The sequence below is a fragment of the Methylobacterium sp. 001424705 genome, from assembly GCF_059816145.1.
Genome location: NZ_JCBANU010000015.1, coordinates 105455 through 125981 on the forward strand (window position 1 = coordinate 105455; position 20527 = coordinate 125981).

At 70.1% G+C, this 20527-nt stretch carries 16 protein-coding genes; 12 read left to right on the top strand and 4 right to left on the bottom strand.

What is annotated here, in order from left to right; all coding sequences use genetic code 11:
• Positions 1-20: 20 nt before the first annotated feature.
• Complete coding sequence (locus AC6EUL_RS13120; protein WP_499870531.1) at positions 21-3035, bottom strand: FAD-binding and (Fe-S)-binding domain-containing protein; 3015 nt, start codon at positions 3033-3035, stop codon at positions 21-23.
• 131 nt (positions 3036-3166) lie between these two features.
• On the opposite strand from AC6EUL_RS13120, the gene AC6EUL_RS13125 reads away from it, so the two are divergent.
• Positions 3167-4213, top strand: coding sequence for a threonine aldolase family protein (locus AC6EUL_RS13125; RefSeq protein ID WP_499870533.1), 1047 nt, complete (start codon positions 3167-3169; stop codon positions 4211-4213).
• 52 nt (positions 4214-4265) lie between these two features.
• Here AC6EUL_RS13125 and AC6EUL_RS13130 read toward each other — a convergent pair whose 3' ends face one another.
• On the bottom strand, positions 4266-4994 hold the full coding sequence (locus AC6EUL_RS13130; protein ID WP_056380498.1) for a GntR family transcriptional regulator: 729 nt from the start codon (positions 4992-4994) through the stop codon (positions 4266-4268).
• A 221-nt stretch (positions 4995-5215) separates the two neighbouring features.
• On the opposite strand from AC6EUL_RS13130, the gene AC6EUL_RS13135 reads away from it, so the two are divergent.
• From AC6EUL_RS13135 to AC6EUL_RS13165, 7 genes are all read left to right on the top strand, one after another.
• A complete protein-coding gene (locus AC6EUL_RS13135) occupies positions 5216-6391 on the top strand; it encodes a pyridoxal-phosphate-dependent aminotransferase family protein (protein ID WP_056213781.1) in 1176 nt (391 codons plus the stop codon).
• A gap of 307 nt (positions 6392-6698) precedes the next feature.
• Positions 6699-8000 (top strand): MFS transporter, encoded by a 1302-nt coding sequence (locus tag AC6EUL_RS13140; protein WP_056213782.1) that lies wholly within the window; start codon positions 6699-6701, stop codon positions 7998-8000.
• A gap of 64 nt (positions 8001-8064) precedes the next feature.
• Positions 8065-9300 (top strand): CaiB/BaiF CoA transferase family protein, encoded by a 1236-nt coding sequence (locus tag AC6EUL_RS13145; protein WP_499870536.1) that lies wholly within the window; start codon positions 8065-8067, stop codon positions 9298-9300.
• Positions 9297-10082: an enoyl-CoA hydratase gene (locus AC6EUL_RS13150; RefSeq protein WP_499870538.1), complete on the top strand. Its 786-nt coding sequence runs from the start codon at positions 9297-9299 to the stop codon at positions 10080-10082. Before AC6EUL_RS13145 ends, AC6EUL_RS13150 begins: the two co-directional genes overlap by 4 nt.
• A 13-nt stretch (positions 10083-10095) precedes the next feature.
• Positions 10096-10626 (top strand): gamma carbonic anhydrase family protein, encoded by a 531-nt coding sequence (locus AC6EUL_RS13155; RefSeq protein ID WP_499870540.1) that lies wholly within the window; start codon positions 10096-10098, stop codon positions 10624-10626.
• A gap of 373 nt (positions 10627-10999) precedes the next feature.
• Positions 11000-11581, top strand: coding sequence for a helix-turn-helix transcriptional regulator (locus tag AC6EUL_RS13160; RefSeq protein ID WP_056213796.1), 582 nt, complete (start codon positions 11000-11002; stop codon positions 11579-11581).
• Positions 11582-11837: 256 nt separating this feature from the next.
• A complete protein-coding gene (locus AC6EUL_RS13165) occupies positions 11838-12080 on the top strand; it encodes a hypothetical protein (RefSeq protein WP_499870543.1) in 243 nt (80 codons plus the stop codon).
• 272 nt (positions 12081-12352) lie between these two features.
• On the opposite strand, the gene AC6EUL_RS13170 is transcribed toward AC6EUL_RS13165, so the two are convergent.
• Positions 12353-13372 carry a PAS domain-containing protein gene (locus AC6EUL_RS13170; protein WP_056274578.1) on the bottom strand — a complete coding sequence of 340 codons (1020 nt, stop codon included), beginning with the start codon at positions 13370-13372 and terminating at the stop codon, positions 12353-12355.
• 498 nt (positions 13373-13870) lie between these two features.
• On the opposite strand from AC6EUL_RS13170, the gene pyk reads away from it, so the two are divergent.
• The 3 genes from pyk to AC6EUL_RS13185 all read left to right on the top strand — a co-directional run bounded on the left by pyk (position 13871) and on the right by AC6EUL_RS13185 (position 16776).
• Positions 13871-15292 carry a pyruvate kinase gene (pyk, locus tag AC6EUL_RS13175; RefSeq protein ID WP_499870545.1) on the top strand — a complete coding sequence of 474 codons (1422 nt, stop codon included), beginning with the start codon at positions 13871-13873 and terminating at the stop codon, positions 15290-15292.
• Between the two features lie 318 nt (positions 15293-15610).
• Entirely contained in the window at positions 15611-16264 is a 654-nt protein-coding gene (locus AC6EUL_RS13180; protein WP_162239171.1) for a FecR family protein, read from the top strand.
• A 62-nt stretch (positions 16265-16326) separates the two neighbouring features.
• The gene (locus AC6EUL_RS13185; RefSeq protein WP_499870548.1) at positions 16327-16776 is read left to right on the top strand and encodes a DUF3307 domain-containing protein; all 450 of its coding nucleotides are present in this window, start codon (positions 16327-16329) and stop codon (positions 16774-16776) included.
• A gap of 10 nt (positions 16777-16786) precedes the next feature.
• Here the strand turns inward: AC6EUL_RS13185 and AC6EUL_RS13190 are convergent, their stop codons facing one another.
• Positions 16787-18913 (bottom strand): CHASE2 domain-containing protein, encoded by a 2127-nt coding sequence (locus AC6EUL_RS13190; protein ID WP_499870550.1) that lies wholly within the window; start codon positions 18911-18913, stop codon positions 16787-16789.
• 174 nt (positions 18914-19087) lie between these two features.
• On the opposite strand from AC6EUL_RS13190, the gene AC6EUL_RS13195 reads away from it, so the two are divergent.
• Positions 19088-20356: an EAL domain-containing protein gene (locus AC6EUL_RS13195; RefSeq protein ID WP_499870552.1), complete on the top strand. Its 1269-nt coding sequence runs from the start codon at positions 19088-19090 to the stop codon at positions 20354-20356.
• Positions 20357-20527: the final 171 nt, after the last annotated feature.

Here is a 20527-nt window from a genome sequence, read left to right on the forward strand (position 1 = left end):
GCACACGCGCATCGTTGGTATTACAGCGGCAAAAACGGCTTTCCGTTTCGCAACGCGGGCGAAGGACGTGTCGAGGTCACAAGGGCGTCGTCGAGAACGCGCGCGACGTGACGTGCGGTGAGGCCGAGGCCGTCGTGGATCTGATGGCGGCAGCTCGTGCCGTCGGCGACCACGAGATCGTCCGGGCCGGCTTGGCGCAGGGCCGGGAACAGTGACAGCTCGGCCATGGCCAGGGACACGTCGATGGTCTCGGCGCCGTAGCCGAAGGCGCCGGCCATGCCGCAGCAGCTCGACTCGATCGGGCGGACGTCGAGACCGGGCACCGCCCGCAGGACCGTCTCCACCGCACCCATGGCCGCGAAGGCCTTCTGGTGGCAATGGCCGTGGAGATGGGCGACCCGGCCGCCCTGGTCGGCGAGCGGCAGGTCGATCCGACCGGCCTTGAGGTCGGCGGCGAGCAGTTCCTCGAACAGGACGCTCGCGCGCCCGAGTTCGGCGGCGTCGGGGCCGGGCAGGAGCGAGGCGAACTCGTCGCGGAAGGTCAGCAGGCAGGACGGCTCGAGGCCGACGATCCGGGCGCCGGCCCGGACGTAGGGCAGCAGTGCGCTCAGCGTCCGCCGGGCCTCGGCCCGGGCCCGGTCGGTCTGGCCCGAGGCGAGGTAGGTCCGTCCGCAGCAGAGGGGGCGGCGACCGCGATGGGGGAAGACCCGGTGCAGGCGGTAGCCGGCGGCGACCAGCACCCGCTCGGCCGCCTCCAGGTTCTCGCGCTCGAAGGCTCGGTTGAAGGTGTCGCCGAACAGGACGACGTCGCGGAAATCGCCGTTCACGTCGGCGGGATGGGCGGGCTCGCCCGATTCGCGCCAGGGCCGGCGCCATTGCGGCAGGGTCCGGCGGGCCGAAAGGCCGACCCAGCGCTCGGACAGGCGGGCCAGGGCCGGCAGGCGGTCGCGCAGGTTGAGGAGGGGCGCCAGCCGCGCCGCCGTGCCGGCGTAGAGCGGAAGGGCTGCCACCAGGCGCTCCTTCAGCGGCAGGCCGTGCCGGGCGTGGTAATGGTGCAGGAACTCGATCTTCATCTTGGCCATATCGACGCCGGTGGGGCATTCGCGCCGGCAGGCCTTGCAGGAGACGCAGAGGTCCAGGGTCCGCTTCATCTCCGGGCTGGTGAAGGCGTCCGGCCCGAGCTGGCCCGAGATGGCGAGCCGCAGGGAATTGGCCCGGCCCCGGGTGAGGTGCTGTTCCTCCTTGGTGACGCGGTAGGACGGGCACATGGCGCCGCCGGCGAGTTTCCGGCAGGTGCCGTTGCTGTTGCACATCTCGACCGCCGAGCCGAAGCCGCCCCAATCGGACCAGTCGAGGGCGGGTACGGTGGGCTCGGTCACGGCGTAGCCCGGCTGGAAGCGCAGCAGCGAGCGGTCGTCCATGCGCAGCGGCCGGACGATCTTGCCGGGGTTGAGGCGATTGTCCGGGTCGAAGCCGTCCTTCACCGCCTCGAAGGCGCGGGTCAGGCGCGCCCCGAACATCGGCTCGATGTATTCGGACCGCGAGATGCCGTCGCCGTGCTCGCCCGAGTAGGAGCCCTTGAAGCGGCGCACGGCCGCGCTGGCCTCCTCGGCGATGGCCCGCATCTTGGCGACGTCGCCGCCCTGCTTCATGTCGAGGATCGGGCGGACATGCAGGCAGCCCACCGAGGCGTGGGCGTACCAGGTGCCGCGGGTGCCGTGCCGGGTGAAGACCTCGGTGACGGCGTCGGTATAGTCGGCCAGGTGCTCCAGGGGCACCGCGCAGTCCTCGATGAAGGAGACCGGCTTGGCGTCGCCCTTCATCGACATCATGATGTTGAGGCAGGCCTCGCGCACCTCCCAGACCGATTTCTGCCGGACGGGCTCGGGCACCTTCACCACGGCGTTCCGGAAGCCGTGGTCGCTCATGCAGGCGTCGAGGCGCACGAGGTCGGCCAGCAGCGCGTCGCGGTCGTCGCCGGCGAATTCCACCAGCAGCAGGCAGTTCGGCGTGCCGCGGGTGATGTCGGCGAGCGTCGTGCGGAACAGCGGGATGTCGGCCCCGAGGACCAGCACGTTGTTGTCGACGAGTTCCACCGCCACGGGATCGAGGTCGACCAGCGCCTTCGTGGTTTCCATGGCGGCGCGGAAGGACGGGAAGTGGCAGACGCCCATGACCCGGTGGGCGGGCAGCCGCGAGAGCTTCAGGGTGACGCCGGTGGTGGCCGCCAGGGTGCCCTCGGAGCCGACGAGGAGGTGGGCGAGGTTCGGCCGCGCCTCGATCAGGGCGTCGAGGTTGTAGCCGCCGACCCGCCGCTGCACCCGCGGATACCGGGCCAGGATCTCGTCGCGCTCCGCCTCGGCGAGCGCGCGCATCGCGGCGGCGAGGTGCATGGCCCGGTCCGAGCCCGTGACCCCGGTGCTGTCGTGACCCGTGAGACCGAAGCCGAAGGCGGTGCCGTCGGGGAACAGCGCCTCCATGGCCAGGACGTTGTCGCTCATCTTGCCGAAGCGGAGCGAGCGCGCGCCGCAGGAATTGTTGCCGGCCATGCCGCCGATGGTGCAGCGGGTGGCGGTGGAGGGCTCGACGGGGAAGAACCAGCCGTCCGCCTTCACCCGGGTGTTCAGGCGTTCCAACACCATGCCGGGCTCGACGGTGATGGTGCCCGCTTGCGGATCGTAGGCGGTGATGCCGTTGAAGTGGCGCGAGCAATCGACCACGAGGCCGTGCCCGATCGGCTGGCCGTTCTGCGAGGTACCGCCGCCGCGCAGGATGACGGGCACGTCGTGCTCGGCGGCGATCTTCAGGGTCGCGGCGATGTCGGCGGCCGAGCGCGGCAGCACCACGCCGGCCGGCACGATCTGGTAGATCGAGGCGTCGGTGGCGTAGCGTCCCCGGGTGAAGGGATCGAAGCGGGCCTCGCCCTGCAGGGCCTCGGCCAGCCGCCGGGCGAGCCCGGCATTCAGTCGAGTGGCCGCGCGGGGCGTGCGGTTCGCCGCCCGCGGCGTGGTCGATGGCTCAGCCGTGGCGGTCATGCGTCATCGTCCTCGCGTTGCGGATGGGCATCCGGATCGGAATGCCGGGCTGCGGCCGCCGGATGGGGTGGCGGTCTCGGTCGCCGGAGCTAAGATACCGGTGATATTTTGAATGCAAACGGGCTTGCAAGATGATCGACCTGTTCAGCGACACCCAGACGCGGCCCACGACGGGGATGCGGGACGCCATGGTGCGGGCCGAGGTGGGGGATGAGCAGTCGGATTCCGACCCCACGACCCTGGCGCTCTGCGAACGGGTGGCGGACCTGCTCGGCCAGGAGGCGGGCGTCTTCATGCCGTCCGGCACGATGTGCAATCTGGTGGCGATCCTGGTGCAGACCCGGCCCGGCGACGAGATCATCGTGGACGACCAGTCCCACATCTACAACACCGAGGCCGCCGGCTCGGCGGCCATCGGCGGCGTCTCCGTGATGGCCCTGAAGACCCCGGCGGGTGTCTACACGCCCGAGGCCTTCGCGGCGGCCATCCGCCCGTCCGCCCGCACGGCGCCGCGCTCCGCCCTGGTCTCGATCGAGCAGACGACGAGCTTCTCCGGCGGTTCGGTCTGGGCGCTCCCGGACATGCGGCGCATCCGCGACATCGCCCATGAGCGGGGCCTGCGGGCGCATATCGACGGGGCCCGTCTCCTCAATGCGGTGGCGGCCACCGGCATCGCCGCGAAGGACTACGCCCAGGGCTTCGACAGCGCCTGGATCGATCTCAGCAAGGGCCTCGGCTGCCCGGTCGGGGCCGTCCTGTGCGGGACGCGGGCGTTCATTGCCGAGGCCTGGCGCTGGAAGTACCGCCTGGGCGGAGCCATGCGCCAGTCCGGGATCCTGGCGGCCGCCGGCCTCTACGCCCTCGATCACCACGTCGACCAGCTCGTCCGCGACAACGCCCACGCGGCCCTGCTGCGCGACCGGATCGCGGGGGCGCCCGGCCTCGCCATCGACGAAGGTGCGGCCCAGTCCAACATCCTGTGCTTCTCGGTGGAGCCCCTCGGCGTCACGGCCGCCGCCTTCGCCCAGGCCTGCCTCGCAGAAGGTGTCCGGGTGCGGGCGATCGGAGCCCATCAGATCCGCGCCACGACCCATCTCGAGGTGGACGAGCCCAGCATCCTGCGAGCGGCCGAGGTGATCCACGCCGAGGCCGAGCGCCTGTCGGCGCGCGCCGGCTGATCGGCTTCGCCGAGATCCGGCGAAGGATTCGGCGTGGACCCCATCGTGGCCATCAGGCACCGGCCGTCGCGGTCTCCCGCACGGCGGCCGCGCGGCGCTTGTTGCGCAGGTGACGGAACAGGATGTCGCTGAGCTCCGGTCCCGCCCGGCGCCGCAGGGCGTCGAGGATCTCCTCGTGCTCGCGCATGGCCTCGCCCCAGCGGTCGCGGTCCTTGTCGAGATTGGCCGCGTAGCGCACCCGGCGCAGGCGCCCGGCGAAATTCGCGTAGGTCGTCCGCAGGGGCTCGTTGTCGGCGGCCTCCACGATCCGGTCGTGGATCGCCTGGTTGCCGGCAAAGTAACCGTGCAGGTCGCGGCGGAGATAGGCCGCGTACATTTCGTGGTGCAGGCGTTCGATCTCGGCAAAGCCCGCCTCGGTGATCTTCTCGCAGGCGAGGCGACCGGCCAGGGCCTCGAGACCGCCCATGACGTCGAACAATGCCACCATCTCGTCGGGGCCGAGCTGGCGGACCCGCGCGCCCCGGTTCGGCAGCAGGTCGATCAGCCCCTCGGAGGCCAGCACCTTCAGGGCTTCCCGCAGGGGGGTGCGCGAGATGCCGAAGCGTTCGCAGAGGAGCCGTTCTGGCACGCGCGCCCCGGGGGCGAGGTTGCCCTCGACCACGTAGTCGCGAAGCTGCGCCAACAAGGTCCCGTGCAGCGAGGCGACCCCCGCGCCCGCGATCCGGGGCGGGGATGCAGCCTCCGGGTCGACCGCGGAATCCGGGACGGAATCGAGCATCATCGTTCCAGAAATATCAGCCGGTTGCGCCGCGGTCGAGGGCGATCGAGCGCAAAATAATGCTTGTGTCGCGCAAAAATGAATGCAAATTTTTGGTCGATTCAACCGGACGCGGATCGTATCGACGACAATCCAGCGCTGCTCGCCCTTCGACGCGACCGTGCTGCCCCCGTCCCGCGACCTGCCAGCTTCGTCTGGCGCACCTCAAAGCCTGCGAGGCCCCCATGACGACACGGACCGGACGCCATTTCCTGCACATCCCGGGCCCGAGCCCGGTGCCCGAGCGCGTCCTGCGCGCCATGGACATGCCGGTGATCGACCATCGCGGTCCCGATTTCGCCAAGCTCGGGCGGGCGGTGCTGGAGGGCGCGCAGGCCGTGTTCCAGACCCGCGCGCCGGTGATCCTGTATCCCGGCTCGGGTACCGGGGCCTGGGAGGCCGCCATCGTCAACACCCTCTCGGCCGGCGACCGGGTGCTGATGTTCGAGACCGGCCACTTCGCCACCCTGTGGCGCCAGATGGCGGCCCGCTGGGGCATCGAGGTCGAGTTCGTGCCGGGCGACTGGCGCCGGGGCGTCGATCCGGCCAGGGTCGAGGCGATCCTGGCCGAGGACCGGGCGAAGTCGATCAAGGCCGTGATGGTGGTCCACAACGAGACCTCGACCGGCGTCACCAGCCGCATCGCCGAGATCCGCAAGGCCATCGACCGGGCCCATCATCCGGCCCTCTTCCTCGTCGACACCATCTCGGGCCTCGGCTCGGCCGAGTACGCCCACGATTCCTGGGGCGTCGACGTCTCGGTGAGCTGCTCGCAGAAGGGCTTGATGCTGCCCCCCGGCCTCGGCCTCGTCGCGCTCTCGGACAAGGCGCTCGCCGCCACCAAGACCGCCACCCTGCCACGCTCCTACTGGGACTGGCAGGAGATGCTGAAGCCGAACGCGGCGGGCTACTTCCCCTACACGCCGGCGACCAACCTGCTCTACGGCCTGCGCGAGGCCATCGCCATCCTGAGGGAGGAGGGCCTGCCCCAGGTCTTCGCCCGTCACCAGCGCCTCGCCGCCGCGACCCGCGCCGCCGTGGAGGCCTGGGGCCTCGAGGTCCTGTGCCAGGAGCCGTCGGAGTACTCTCCGGTGCTCACCGCCGTGGTGATGCCCGAGGGCCACGACGCCGACGCCCTGCGTACCCTGATCCTCGAGAAGTACGACCTGTCCCTCGGCACCGGCCTTGCGAAGGTCGCCGGCAAGGTCTTCCGCATCGGCCATCTCGGCGAGACCAACGACCTCATGCTGATGGCCGCCCTGTCCGGCGTCGAGATGGGCCTGAAGGCCGGTGCCGTGCCCCACACCCGCGGCGGCGTGCTGGCCGCCATGGACGCCCTGCGTTCCGGGCTGGACGATTGAGGAGCCACCTCCGGCGGACCTGACGGATCGGGGTCTGACAGACCGTCATTCCGGGGCGCCGAAGGCGAGCCCGGAATCCAGATCCGCCGACGGTGCCGGACGCGATGAACCCTGCGGTTCTGGATTCCGGGCTCCGCTGCGCGGCCCCGGGATGACCGAGTGCCAAAGGCGAAACCCTCGGAGAAACGAAGACCCGACGCCCTCATCACACCACCCCGACGCACCCCCACAAACAGCCCGGCGATCAGACCGGGCGGGAGGACGCGTTCAACCGGAGGAAACCCCGATGACGCCAGATCAAGGACGCATGACCGCGTCAGGACCAGCGAAAAGACGCGTCTCCGCGTCGAACATGGTCCTGTTCCTGCTCTGCCTGATGTACTTCGTCACCTATCTCGACCGGGTGAACATCGCGACGGCGGGCGGCGAGATCATGAAGGATCTCGGGCTTTCGAACACCCAGTTCGGCCTGATCCTGTCCGCCTTCGCCTATCCCTACGCCATCTTCCAGGTCATCGGCGGCTCGGTGGGCGACAAGTTCGGCGCCCGGCGCACGCTCCTGGTCTGTGGCCTGATCTGGGCTTCGGCCACGATCCTCACCGGCCTCGTCGGCGGTCTGATCAGCCTGTTCCTCGCCCGCGTGCTGCTGGGCTTCGGCGAGGGCGCGACCTTCCCCACCGCCACCCGCGCCATGCAGAACTGGACGGCGCCGGGCAAGCGCGGCTTCGCGCAGGGCATCACCCACGCCTTCGCCCGGCTCGGCAACGCGGTGGCACCGCCCATCGTGGCCGTGCTGATCTACCATGTGGGCTGGCGCCTCGGCTTCGTCGTCCTGGGGGTGGCGAGCTTCGCCTGGGTCGTGGTCTGGTACCTGTATTTCCGCGACGATCCGAAGGACCATCCGGCGATCACCCCGGAGGAACTGGCCGTCCTGCCGCCGCCGAGCAAGGTCGGCGCCAAGCAGAACATTCCCTGGAGCCGCCTGACCCTGCGCATGCTGCCGGTGACGCTGACCTACTTCTGCTACGGCTGGACCCTGTGGCTGTTCCTCGGCTGGCTGCCGAGCTTCTTCAAGCTCAATTACGGCCTCGACCTGAAGAACTCGGCCCTGTTCGCCTCGGGCGTGTTCTTCGCCGGCGTCGTCGGCGACACCCTCGGCGGCGTCTTCAGCGACCGCATCCTGAAGAAGACCGGCAACCTCAAGCTCGCCCGCCTGAGCGTCATCGTGGTCGGGTTCCTCGGCGCGGCGGCGAGCCTCGCCGGCGTGTTCTTCACCCGCGACCTGACCCTGGTGGCGCTGCTGCTGAGCTCGGGCTTCTTCTTCGCCGAGCTGGTCATCGGCCCGATCTGGTCGGTGCCGATGGACATCGCGCCGAAATATTCGGGCACGGCGGCCGGCCTGATGAACACCGGCTCGGCGGTGGCGGCGATCATCTCGCCGATCGTCTTCGGGATGATCGTCGACATGACGGGAAGCTGGACCCTGCCCTTCGCCGGGTCCGTCGGCCTCTGCCTGCTCGGCGCCGGCCTCGCCTTCACCATGCACCCCGAGCGTCCCTTCGTGGAGGAGCCCGCGGTGCCGCTGGGACGGGCCGTCCCGGCGGAATAGCGCTGGATCCCACCCTCCCCCGCAGAGGGGGAGGGTTACGCGAGCAACACAGGAGCCGAGCACGATGGACGAACCCGTGCACGACACATCCCGCCCCAGTTCCCGTCCCCTGCCCCTGGCGGGCCTGCGCGTCCTCGACGTGACGCAGGTGATGGCGGGGCCGGTCTGCAGCATGCTGCTCGCCGATCTCGGGGCGGACGTGATCAAGATCGAGCCGCCCGGCACCGGCGACCAGACCCGGGGCGCCATGGGATTCAAGATGAAGGGGCCCGACAGCATGGGCTTCCTCAACATGAACCGGAACAAGCGCAGCCTCGCCCTCAACCTGAAGAGCCCGGCGGGCCGCGACCTCCTCCTCGACATGGCCGAGACCGCCGACATCGTGGTCGAGAACTACCGCCCCGGCGTGATGGCCCGCCTCGGTCTCGGCTACGACGCGATGCGGGCCCGCAACCGCGGCCTGATCTACGCCAGCATCTCGGGCTTCGGGCAGACCGGCCCCTGGGCCAAGCGCCCCGGCTACGACCTCATGGCGCAGGCGATGTCCGGCGTCATGAGCGTCACCGGCCATCCCGGCGGGCCGCCCGTGAAGGCCGGCGTGCCGGTGGCCGATATCGGCTGCGCGCTGTTCGCGGTCTACGGCATCCTCAGCGCCTATATCGGCCGGCAGGCCAGCGGCGAGGGCCAGTACATCGACGCGTCGCTGTTCGATTCGGCGCTGGCCTTCTCGATCTGGGATACGAGCGAGTACTGGGGCACCGGCCGGATCCCGGAGCCCCTGGGCACGGCCAACCGCATGAGCGCGCCCTACCAGGCGGTGCGGGCGGCGGACGGCTACTTCGTCATGGGGGCGACGAACCAGAAGCTCTGGCGCCTGCTCTGCGACGTGCTCGGCCGGGAGGATCTGCTGGCCGACGACCGCTTCGGCGACATCGCCGGGCGCCTCGCCCACCGCGAGGTCCTGATCGCCGAGCTGGAGACGAGTTTCGCCGCCAGGACCGCCGAGGAGTGGGTGGCCGATCTGCTGGCCGCCGGCATCCCGGCCGGGCGCATGAACACCTACCCGGAGGCCTTCGAGAGCGAGCACGGCCGCCACCGCCAGATGCGCATCGAGGTGCCCCATCCGATCGAGGGCAGCGTGCCGAACATCGGCTTCCCGGTGAAGCTCTCGGGCACGCCGGCCCAGGTCCGCCGCCACGCGCCGCTCCTGGGCGAGCACGCCGACGAGATCCTGTCGGAGCTCGGCCTGTCCGAGGCGGCGGTCGAGCGCCTGCGCGCGGAGGGGGCCTTCGCCGCATGAGCGCGACCACCGACGCGGGGGCCGTCCGCTACCGGGTCGAGGGCGGCATCGCCCACCTCACCTTCGACCGGCCGGCCGCTCGCAACGCCCTCACCTTCGCGATGTACGACGCCCTGGCGGAAAGCCTCGCGCGCATCGAGGCGGACCCGTCCGTGCGCGTCGCCGTATTGCGGGGCGCCGGCGGCCAGGCCTTCGTGGCCGGCACGGACATCGAGCAGTTCGTCGGCTTCACGGGCGCGGACGGCGTCGCCTACGAGGCCCGCATCGAGGGCTACGTCGCCGGGCTGGAGCGCTGCCGCGTGCCGACCGTGGCGGTGATCGAGGGCTGGGCGGTGGGCGGCGGCCTCGCCATCGCCAATGCCTGCGACCTCCGGGTGGCGCAGGCCGGGGCCCGCTTCGGGGTCCCCATCGCCCGGACCCTGGGCAACTGCCTCTCGCCGGCCAACCTGCGCCGGCTCACGGCGACCCTCGGCCAGGGCCTCGTCACCCGCATGATGCTGCTGGCCGAGATGCCCACCGCCGAGTCCCTGGCGCCGCTGGGCTACCTCGCCGCCGTGGCGGAACCCGATCGTCTCGACGCCGAGGTGGCGGCGCTCTGCGAGCGCCTGCTCGGACATGCCCCCGTGACCATGCGGGTCACCCGCGCGATGCTGCGCCGCCTGGAGCGGGACCCGCAGGCCGAGGCGACGGACCTCATCGCGGAATGCTACGGCAGCCGCGACTTCGCGGCCGGGGTCGAGGCCTTCCTGGCCAAGCGGCCCGCGGCCTGGACCGGCACCTGAGCGAGGACGCCGCATGACCCTCTACGCCCTCGGCCCGCATCGGCCGCAGCTCGCCGACCCGGACAGCACCTGGATCGCCCCGGGGGCCCACGTGATCGGGCGCGTCCATCTCGGCCGCGAGGTCTCGATCTGGTTCGGCGCCGTCCTGCGCGGCGACAACGACGAGATCCGGATCGGCGACCGCACCAACATCCAGGACGGGGCGGTGCTGCATGCCGATCCCGGCTTTCCCCTGCACCTCGGAGACGATGTCACCGTCGGGCATCGGGCCATCGTGCATGGCTGCACCATCGGGACCGGCAGCCTCGTCGGCATGGGGGCCACGATCCTGAACGGCGCCCGCATCGGTCGCAACTGCCTGATCGGTGCCAATGCGCTGGTGACCGAGGGCAAGGCGTTTCCCGACAACAGCCTCATCGTCGGCGCTCCCGCCAGGGCCGTGCGTACGCTCGACGCGGAGAGCGCGGAGCGCCTGACGCAGACCGCCGGAAACTATGTCGCCAACGGCCGCCGCTTCCGCCAGGACCTGCGCGAGCTTCCCTGAGGCACCTGACCGAGGCCGTCGCCGACCTGACCTGTGGATCGCAGGTCGAACGATCGCGGGGAACGGTCGACGAATCCGCCCTGCCCGATCCGCTCGTCGCCCGAATCAGCCGCTTCGGCGCAATCTCGGCACCGGCCCGGGGCCCGCCGATACCCGAACGTCGTGTGCGCTCGCGTGCAGGCGTCCCGTCGGCCGAGAAGACGTCTGCACATCGTGCCGTTCTGGAGAGGTTCGATCACGCGCGTGAATTCAATTTCGCGAGAACGATAAGTATCGACGCAAACATAGGCGTATTGACCATGCGCGAAGATTGCCTACCGTTATCCAGGGCAGGTGCTGCGCCGGACCGGGTAGGGAGAGGCAGGTCGCGACCATGCTTGTCGGGATGCCATTCCTGCGGGTCTTCGACCGAATGGGCTACGGCGGGCTCGTGCTTTCGACGAATGGACACGTGCTGGCCATCAACGACAGCGCACGCCACATCTTCCAGAGTCTGTTCTGCTTGAGTCGGTCCGAGGTCGAGGTCGAGGTTCTGAACGGGCTCGGGCGCGGGATCGTCAAGCGGTTGCTCGGGCAGGGTCGGGCACGCTTCCAACTGGACAGTGAGAACTGGATCCTGGTGGAGCGCCCCGACCAGCGCCCGCTGATCATGAGTTCGGTGCCGCTTCCGGTCGACGGCGCTGACGGGCCGCACTCGGTCCTGCTCCTGATCGACCTCGACGCGACGCCACTCCTCAACCGCGCCGCCCTGGAGCAGGTCTTCGGATTGACGCGCACGGAAGCGAAACTCGCCACCCTGATGGCCCAGGGCGCGACCCTCGCGGAAGCGGCGGGGCTCCAGGGTGTCCGCGTCGCCACCGTGCGGACCCAGCTCCGCTCGATCTTCACCAAGACCCATACTCATCGGCAGGCCGAACTGGTGATGCTGGTGTCCCGGCTCTCCAGCCTGCCCTGATCGGCGACCCCTTCCATCCGCTCGCCACACTTCCGCATGCGGTTCACGGTGATCGCAGCCCGACCGCGCATGTTCACAAATATATATTGTCATGCAATCGTTGGTATAGGGTCAATCGAGGATCATGATCGTAGATATAGAATGTATCAGGGCGAAGGTTTGTACGAATACTGGAGTTGTTTAGTCAGTTTGGGGGATGACAGTTCCTGGGATCGGGCGATCTTCGTGCCGTCGTAAAACACGACGGGAGGAAACGATGAAACATTCCATTCCTATCCTCGGATTGGTCGGCCTGTCCCTGGCGGCCATGAGTTCCGCACCGGCCTCGGCGGCCACGAGACAGCAGCGTCTCCCCGCAAAGTACACGGCCCTGGACGCGGCGAAGACGAAACCCGCCATATCGGCCCAGCCCACCACTGCGCGTCAGGATTTCAACGCGGACGGAACCGACATCGCCATTCGCCTCCAGGACGGCCATCACGGCGACGGGAGCCTCTGAGTGGCGCGATGCAGCGCGACGAGGGTCGGGCGCGGTACGAGGCCTGTCCCCGGGCCATCGGGGGCGGGTCTTCGTGTTGAACCGATCCTCCGCCGGTGCTTGAGCGACCGAACCGCCTCATGCGATCCCGGTCGGCGCGACATCGATGCGCGCCGGTCCGCGACGGGACCGCGCGTTCGGCGGCAGGGTCCGTCCTCGCGATCGTCGCGCCGTGAAATCGTCTCGTCGCGGAATCTTCCGGCGGGCGCGTGCGGCGCAAAGATCCGTCGCCCTCAGCGATGCCCGACGGCGATCAGGCCGTCGTCCATGACGGAGAACCGAATTCCGAACCGTCGCAGCGTCTCCACGGCCTTGTGCCGGGATTGCTGGGCCGTGCCGTCCGGATGCTCCTCCATGCGTTTCACGGTCGACAAGGAGAGGCCTGCGGCCCTGGCGAGATCGGACATGGACCAGTCCAGCAGGGCGCGGGCGGCACGCAGGTGACGTCCGGCGATCGCCTGCTCGAGCCCCTTCAGCAGCATCCCGACGGGTGGACTTCCCCGTGTGCCGAGGGGCCGCGCGAGATTGCTCCAGTCCACCACCTGGCCGCGCCCATCGACGATCGGAACCGTGAAGATCTCGAAGCGCTCCCGCTTCCCGCCGGCGATATAGAGGACCGGCTTCATCGTGTAGACCTGTCCGACCTGGTGCGCCGCGAGGCTTACGGCGCGCCAGTGTTCCCGCTCCTCGGTCACGATCGCCAGAAACGCGTCGTCCGCCGTCTCCTCAGGTGAGAGGCCGGTCAATTCGTAGGCTTCTTCCGTGAAGGTGTAGGCGTAGTCCGGATCGTTGGAGAAGGTCAGGGTCCGGGTGCGGTCGAACAGCGCTCGCCGGCGTCGCCGCTCCGCCGCGAGGGCCCGTCTCAGATTTTCCCGCTCCGTCACGTCGAGGACGCTTCCGGCAATCCCCAGGGGACGTCCGTCGGGGGCCAGGTGGATCTCGCTGCGAAGCGACAGGACGCGATTCGAGCCGCCCGGACGGATCACGCGGATCGTCTGCTTTTCCTGCGACATGGCCCCGATGAGGCCGGAGCCGCTCGCCATCCTCCCACGATCCTCCGGATGCACAAGGCCGATCAACAGGTCGTAGCTCGGGCGGGTCGTCTGAGGATCGAGGCCGAGGATGCGGAACAGGCCGGAGGACCAGACATGCTGGTCGCTGGCGAAGTGCCATTCCCACGTGCCGCTGATGCCCTGGCTGTCGAGGAGACGCAGGAATTGCTTCGACGAGAATGGCAGGCTGTCGACGTCCATCGTCGCAATAGGCCTCGCAGCGAAGAAAACATCCAATGAAGGTTTTATTTTTACGGCATTCGATGCGAAAGGCGAAATTTCCCGGATCATTCAACGACAGGTAATCGAATACTAAATCTGAAGTTGCGTCTGCGGCGGCGAAAGCTTGGTCGCGTGCGATCCCCCAGACCGACAGGAGTCGCCGTACCGTTGCGGACGCGCTGGGCGGCACCGATCGGGCGCGTGACGATCAGACCGTCGGCGTCCCGGGATTCGTGTCCGGCATCGCAGCGCGTTTCCGAGCGGGGAGTGGTCCGGCGAGACGGACGGCCGTCCGGCGTTTACCCTGGCGTTGCCCTGCGCTAGGATTTTCGCCTCAGCCGATGGTCGCCGGACGTTCCGGCGGGCCGACATCGTCACCGCTTGCCTCACCCGTCGGGATCACCGTCAGGAAGGTGCATCCCGGCGTGATCCTCTGCCTTCGATCCAGGGAGGCGGCCGTGCGCGGCCGTGGGATTCATGCGCCGCAACCGCCACGCCAAGATCGTCGCGACCGTCGGACCCGCCTCGTCGACACCCGACATGCTGCACCGGCTCTTCGTCGCCGGGGTCGACACCTTCCGCCTCAACTTCAGTCACGGCACGCAGGACGACCATGCCCGGGTCTACGCGGCGATCCGCACCCTGGAACGGGAGACCGGCCGGCCCATCGGAATCCTCCAGGACCTGCAGGGGCCCAAGATCCGCCTCGGCACCCTGGCGGGCGGGCGCCTCGACGTCGCGCCCGGCGAGACGGTGCGCTTCGTGCTGGAGGGCGCCGAAGGCGACCGGCACGCCATCCCCCTGCCCCACCGGGAGATCTTCCTGGCGGTGGCCCCGGGTCAGGATCTGCTCATCGACGACGGGCGGGTGCGCGTGCGGGTCACCGGCCTGACCGGTGACAGCCTCACCGCCGAGGTGATCACCGGCGGAACGCTCTCGAACCGCAAGGGCGTGAACCTGCCCGGCACCCTCCTCGACCTCTCCCCGCTCACCGCCAAGGACCGGGCCGACCTCGCCTTCGGGCTGGAGCTCGGGGTGGACTGGGTCGCGCTCTCCTTCGTCCAGAAGCCCGCCGACCTCATCGAGGCCCGGGCCCTGATCGGTGACCGGGCCGGGTTGATGACCAAGGTCGAGAAGCCCCAGGCCCTGGAGCGCATCGACGACATCATCCGCCTGTCCGATGCCGTCATGGTGGCGCGGGGCGATCTCGGGGTCGAGATCCCGCACGAGGACGTGCCCGGACGCCAGAAGGAGCTGATCCGGGCCTGCAGGCTGGCGGTCAAACCGGTGATCGTCGCCACCCAGATGCTCGACTCCATGGTCTCGGCCCCGACGCCGACCCGGGCCGAGGCCTCGGACGTGGCCACCGCCATCTATGACGGGGCGGACGCGGTGATGCTCTCGGCCGAATCCGCCACCGGCCAGTACCCGGTCGAGACCGTGACCATGATGGCCCGCATCATCCACCGGACCGAGACGCACAAGCTCTACCGCTCGCTGATCACCGCCACCGATCCGGGCGAGGAGGAGACGCCGCCCCACGCCGTCGCCAGCGCCACCGCGACCCTCGCCGACGCGGTGGGGGCGGCCGCCATCGTGGCCTACACGCTCAGCGGCACCACCGCGGCCCGGATCGCGCGACGCCGGCCGCAGGTGCCCATCCTGGCCCTGACGCCGGATCTCGCGACCTCGCGCCGGCTGTGCCTGCTCTGGGGGGCGCACAGCCTGCGCGCCGACGAGGTGGATTCCTACGAGGCGATGGTGGCCAATGCGCTCGCTCACGCGGTGGAGGAAGGTTTCGCCCTGCCCCACGCCCGTGTCGTGATCACCGCCGGCATCCCCTTCGCGGTGGCCGGCACCACCAACAACATCCGCGTCGCGCAAGTCCCCTCCGCCTAAACCCCCCCCTCCGCCTGAGCCGGTCCCGGTCGGGCGGCGCGGTGGGCGTGGATCGAAACCGGCCGAGCACCCGGGCACAACTCTTCGACAATACCGGCAACTGTGCCGTGTTTCGCCCGTCCTCCAGCGTCTAGGCGCGTTTTCGCAAGACGAAGGTCGGACGCGCTACAACGGGGGCAGGCTATTCAGCGATGCTTAACGGCGCGGGCGTAGACCCCGGGGACGTGTACCGGTGCCTTGCCGTCGTTCAACCCGAGCGGACCTTCGCCATCCCGTCCACGTGCCTGCTCTCCCGCCCCTGTCTCGTGGACGATGACCGTGACCCTGAAATCCTTCGGCACCTTCGCTGCCCTGTTCCTCGTCGGCGTCGCGCCGGCCATCGCCGCACCCCAGCAGGTCGGCGTGGTCGCCAAGGTCGACCGCCAAGCCGTCGCCTCCCAGTCCGGCCAGGCCCGCGACATGGCTCCCCAGGGGCCGGTGTTCTTCAAGGACATGATCCGCACCGGCGCCGAGTCGCGCCTCGAGGCCAAGCTCGCCGACGACACCGTGCTGACCCTCGGCGAGAACGGCAGGCTCACCGTGGACGACTTCGTCTACAAGCCCGGCGCGCAGGGCGGGAAGCTCGCCCTCTCGGTGGCGCGCGGCGCCTTCCTCTTCGTCGGCGGCAAGATCGAAGGGCCGACCGGCGGCAACGTCGCGATCAAGACCGCCGTCGGCACCCTCGGGGTGCGCGGGACGACGGTCTGGGGCGGCGCCATCGACGGCGGCTACGGCGTGCTCGTGCTGGACGGCGAGGTGATGCTTAAGACGAAGCGCGGCAGCGTGCTCATGCGCAAGGGTCAGGGGACGATGGTCTACAAGGGCCGCGCACCCGAGGCGGCCGCTCCCTGGCCGGACGACCGGACCAAGCGCGCCGTGGCGACGGTCACGATCAGCGAACAGGCGCAGTTCGTCCCCACTCTGAACCGCTGACGAATCCTGCGGCAGGCGCCGGGGCGGTGGGATTCTACCCACCGTTCCGGTAGCCTGCGGCGATGCCCGGGCGGTATCGCGGTCCCGCGCCGCACGACCCTTTGGAGACCGCCCTGGTGCAGGCCCTCGACATGCCCGTCCCCCTGTCGACCCTGGCGGCCCTCCTGGTTGCGATGGCGGCCAAGCATTACCTGATCGACTTCGTCGTCCAGACGGACTGGATGGCCCGCGGCAAGGAGCGGGTCGCGGGCTGGGCGGCGCCGCTCGCCGTCCATGCCGGGACGCATGCCCTCGGCACCCTGGCGATCGCCCTGCTCTACAAACCCGGCCTGTGGTGGCTCGCGCTCCTCGACTTCGTGGTCCACGGACTGATCGACCGGGCCAAGACCCTGGTCGCCCACCGCACCCGCTGGCCCATGACCGACCCGCGCTTCTGGTGGCTGATGGGCTTCGATCAGTTCCTGCACCAGCTCACGAACATCGCCCTGGTGGTGCTCCTCGTCCTCCCCTGAGACTTACGTCTCAGGCCGCCATGCTGACGGAGCGCTCGCCCGCCCGGATGCGGCGGGCATGGAGCGCCAGGATCGGGTCGTCGGGGTTGGCCGCGTGCAGGCCCAGCAGCGCCTCGGCCGCGCCGGCGTCCCCCGCGACCAACCGCCCGAAGGCCACGCGATAGGCGTCCAGGGCGTCGCTGGCCTGTCCCGTCGGCTCGAAGACCTCGACGCCCACGGATTTGCCCTTCAGCATCAGCGTCCCGATGGGCCGGAAGCTGACGCCGGACACCTGGTCGCAGGTGGTGCGGGCGATGCAGATGCGGGTGCCGAGCGCCTTGTTGGCGGATTCGAGCCGCGCCGCAACGTTGATCGCATCGCCGTGCGCCGTGTAGTCGAAGCGGCGCGTCCCGCCGAAATTGCCGACCACGGCACGTCCGGTATTGATGCCGATGCGGGTCGCGCCGAAGGGGACGCCCTGGGCCCGTTGCCGCTGGCGAAACGCCTCCGCGAAGGCGTCGAGGGCCAGCGCGCAGGCCACCGCCCGCGCGGCATGGTCGGGCTGGTCGAGGGGCGCGTTGAACATGACGTGCACCGCGTCGCCGACGATCTTGTCGACGGTGCCGCCATGGGCCATCGCGATGGAGCACAGGCCGTCGAGATAGGCGTTCAGCAGGTTGACGAGGGCCTCGGCGCCGGAGGCCTCGGTCATCGCGGTGAAGCCCTCGAGGTCGGTGAAGAGGAACGTCATCTCGCGGGTCTCGCCCCCGAGCTTCAGCCGGCCGGGGTCGCTGGCCAGCACCGCCACCAGGTCCGGCGACAGGTAGTGCGTGAAGGCGGCGCGCAGGCGCTGGGCGGAACGCTCCGAGCCCGCATAGCGGGCGAGGCTCCCGCCCGCATGGGCGACGAGGAGGCCGAGGGTCGGCAGCGTCGGGTCGAGGAGCAGGCCGCCCCGGGCGAACAGGGCCAGGGCGGCGAAGGTCGGCACGGGCGCCAGGAAGGCCATGCCGAGACCGGCGCTGCTGAGCCGCCCGAAACCGCAGGCCAGGGCGGCGGCGATGCCGAGCACCAGCGCCGCCACGATCTCCGCACCCAGCGCCCAGGCCGGGCGACTGAGCGCTTGCCCGCCGATGACCTGATCGAGGGCCATCGCGTGCAGGTTCACGCCGGGCTCGAACGGGGTCATCGGCGTGGGGCGCAGGTCGGACAAGCCGACCGCGCTGGTGCCGACGAAGACCGCGCGGCCCTGGATCTCCGGGCGCAGGCCCGGACGCTGATCGGGATCGAGCAGGCGCCAGGCGGCGATCGTCGGCGTCGAGCGGGCCTTCGGGAAGTGGAGGGCCAGGGCGCCGGAGCGGTCGACGGAGAGATCGACCGCCCCGACGCGGATCGTATAGCCGGTCAGGGTCGCGCCATCGCGCTCCGCCCGCACCTTGAAGCTCTCCTCGTCCTGCAGCACCCGCAGGGCGTCGAGGGCGAGGGAGGGCACCAGGCGGTTTCCCACCGTCGCGAGCAGCGGCAGGCGCCGGATGATCTCGTCGCTGCCGGCCGCGATGGTGAAGCTGCCGTGGCCGGCGGCGGCCGCATCGAGCACGGGCAGGTTCTGGACCGAGCCTCGGAAGTTGGGGACCGTCTCGCCGGGATCGCCGGAGATCGTCGCGAAGCCTGCGCTGCGCGTGACGGGTTCGCCCTGCGCGTCCGGCGTCAGCGCGAAGCCGGCGACGACGCGGCCCCGGGCGAACACCGCCGCCAGGGCGGCATCGTGGTCCGGCAGGGCCGTCTCGGGCTCCGCCGCGCGAAAGCCGAAGCGCCGCGCCCAGTCGGGCACCAGGAGCGCGGGCGAGGTGCGGTCGGGCTCGGCGAAGACCATGTCGAGGGCGACGACGCCGGCGTCGAGGTCCTGCAGGGCCGCGACGAGGTCCGCCACCACGTGGCGCGGCCAGGGCCACTGGCCGTGCCGCTTCAGGCTCTCCTCGTCGATGTCGACAACCCGAACCGCGGCGCCGTCGGTCACGCGGGGGCTGATCCGTTGGGCGCTGTCGAAGGCCGCCTGCCGCAGGCGCTCGAACGGCTCCGGAACGACGGTCCGCACGGCCAGGAGGGCCAGCACCAGGGCAAGGCCCACGCCCACCGGGGCCAGGCGTCGTGACAGGATCATCGGGGGCAGGCTCCGCGCGGGGCGTCTTCGCGATCAGTCTCGCGCCGCCGTGCTGAGATCTCGTTAAGGATAGGAGACGGCGCGTGAAACAAAGCGGTTGCCGTTCGCCAGCTCTTAACCGGCCCCCGGCACGGTTCGCCCCGGGCCATCACTGTGCCCAGCCTGGAACCTTCCGTGCCGCGTTCCCAAGCGAAGTCCCTGGACCATCATCACCTCCCGGCCGGTGCGCGCCTGTTCTCGGCCGGCGACCTGGGCGATGCGGCCTACCTCATCGTGAGCGGCCGATTGGAGATCGTCCTCGAGCGTCCGGAGGGGGACCTCATCCTGGCGCATCGCGGCCCCGGCGAGATCGTCGGGGAGATGGCGATCCTCGATCACCAGCCGCGCTCCGCTGCCGTGCGGGCCCTGGAGGACAGCGAACTCGTCGTCATCACGGAGGAGCAGCTCGCCCACCGCATCGCGCAGACCGATCCGATCCTGCGGATGTGCCTGGGCGTGGTGCTGTCCCGCTACCGGCAGACGGTGGCCATCCTCGAGCAGATGAAGGGAACGGCGCCGCAGCCGGTCCTCGGCGCCGATGCTCCCCCGTCCGAGACCTTCGCGGCCGCCCTCGGCGCCCTGTCGCTGGAGCGCGAGATCCGCGCCGGCCTGCGCAACGGCGAATTCGAGCTGTACTTCCAGCCCATCGTGCGGCTGTCGTCCCGGCGGCTGGCCGGGTTCGAGGCCCTGATGCGCTGGCGCCACCCGACCCGGGGCCTGGTGCCGCCCATCGAGTTCATCCCGGCGGCCGAGGCGTCCGGTCTCATCGTCGACCTAACCGCGTATGCCTTCGAGGAAGTCGGGCGGGTCTTCCCCGAGCTCCTGCTTGCCGCCCAGACCAATCCCGGCGCGCTCGACGGTCCGCTCTTCATGACCGTCAACGTCTCGGGGCGCGACCTCGCCGGCGCCTCGTTCCCCGAGATGATCGCCGACTTCCTGGCGCGGACCCGGATCGCCCCCTCCAGCCTCAAGATCGAGGTCACGGAGAGCATGCTGATGGACGATCCTGAGCGTGCCGCTGCCGCGCTCACGCAGTGCCGGAACGCCGGCCTCGGGATCGCGATCGACGATTTCGGAACGGGCTATTCCTCGCTGAGCTATCTGAGCACCCTGCCGGTGACGACCCTGAAGATCGACCGCGCCTTCGTGCGCACCCTCCTGGCCGACCAGACCAGCCGGGGCATCGTGCAGACGATCCTCCGGCTGGCCGACGATCTGGCGGTGTCCGTGGTGGCCGAGGGAATCGAGCAGGCCGGCGAGGCCGACCTTCTCGCCGGCATGGGCTGCGCCTTCGGCCAGGGTTTCTATTTCGGTCGGCCGGCCCCCCTGGCGGGCGCCCTGAGCGCCATCGCGACCTGGCCCGCCCCGACCGACCATCAGGCCGCCCTCCGCTTGATCGCCTGACCCGAAGCGACGAGAGCGGCGCGGGCTCCGAGGAACGGCTTTCGAGAACCGCTACCGGCGTTCGATCCGCCCCGGGCCCGTCAGTGGGACGGATGGCGCGGCGGCGTTGGTGCTCTCCTTGTAGATCGGCACGATGACCCGGAGCCAGCCTCGGGTCTCGCGGCCTCCGTA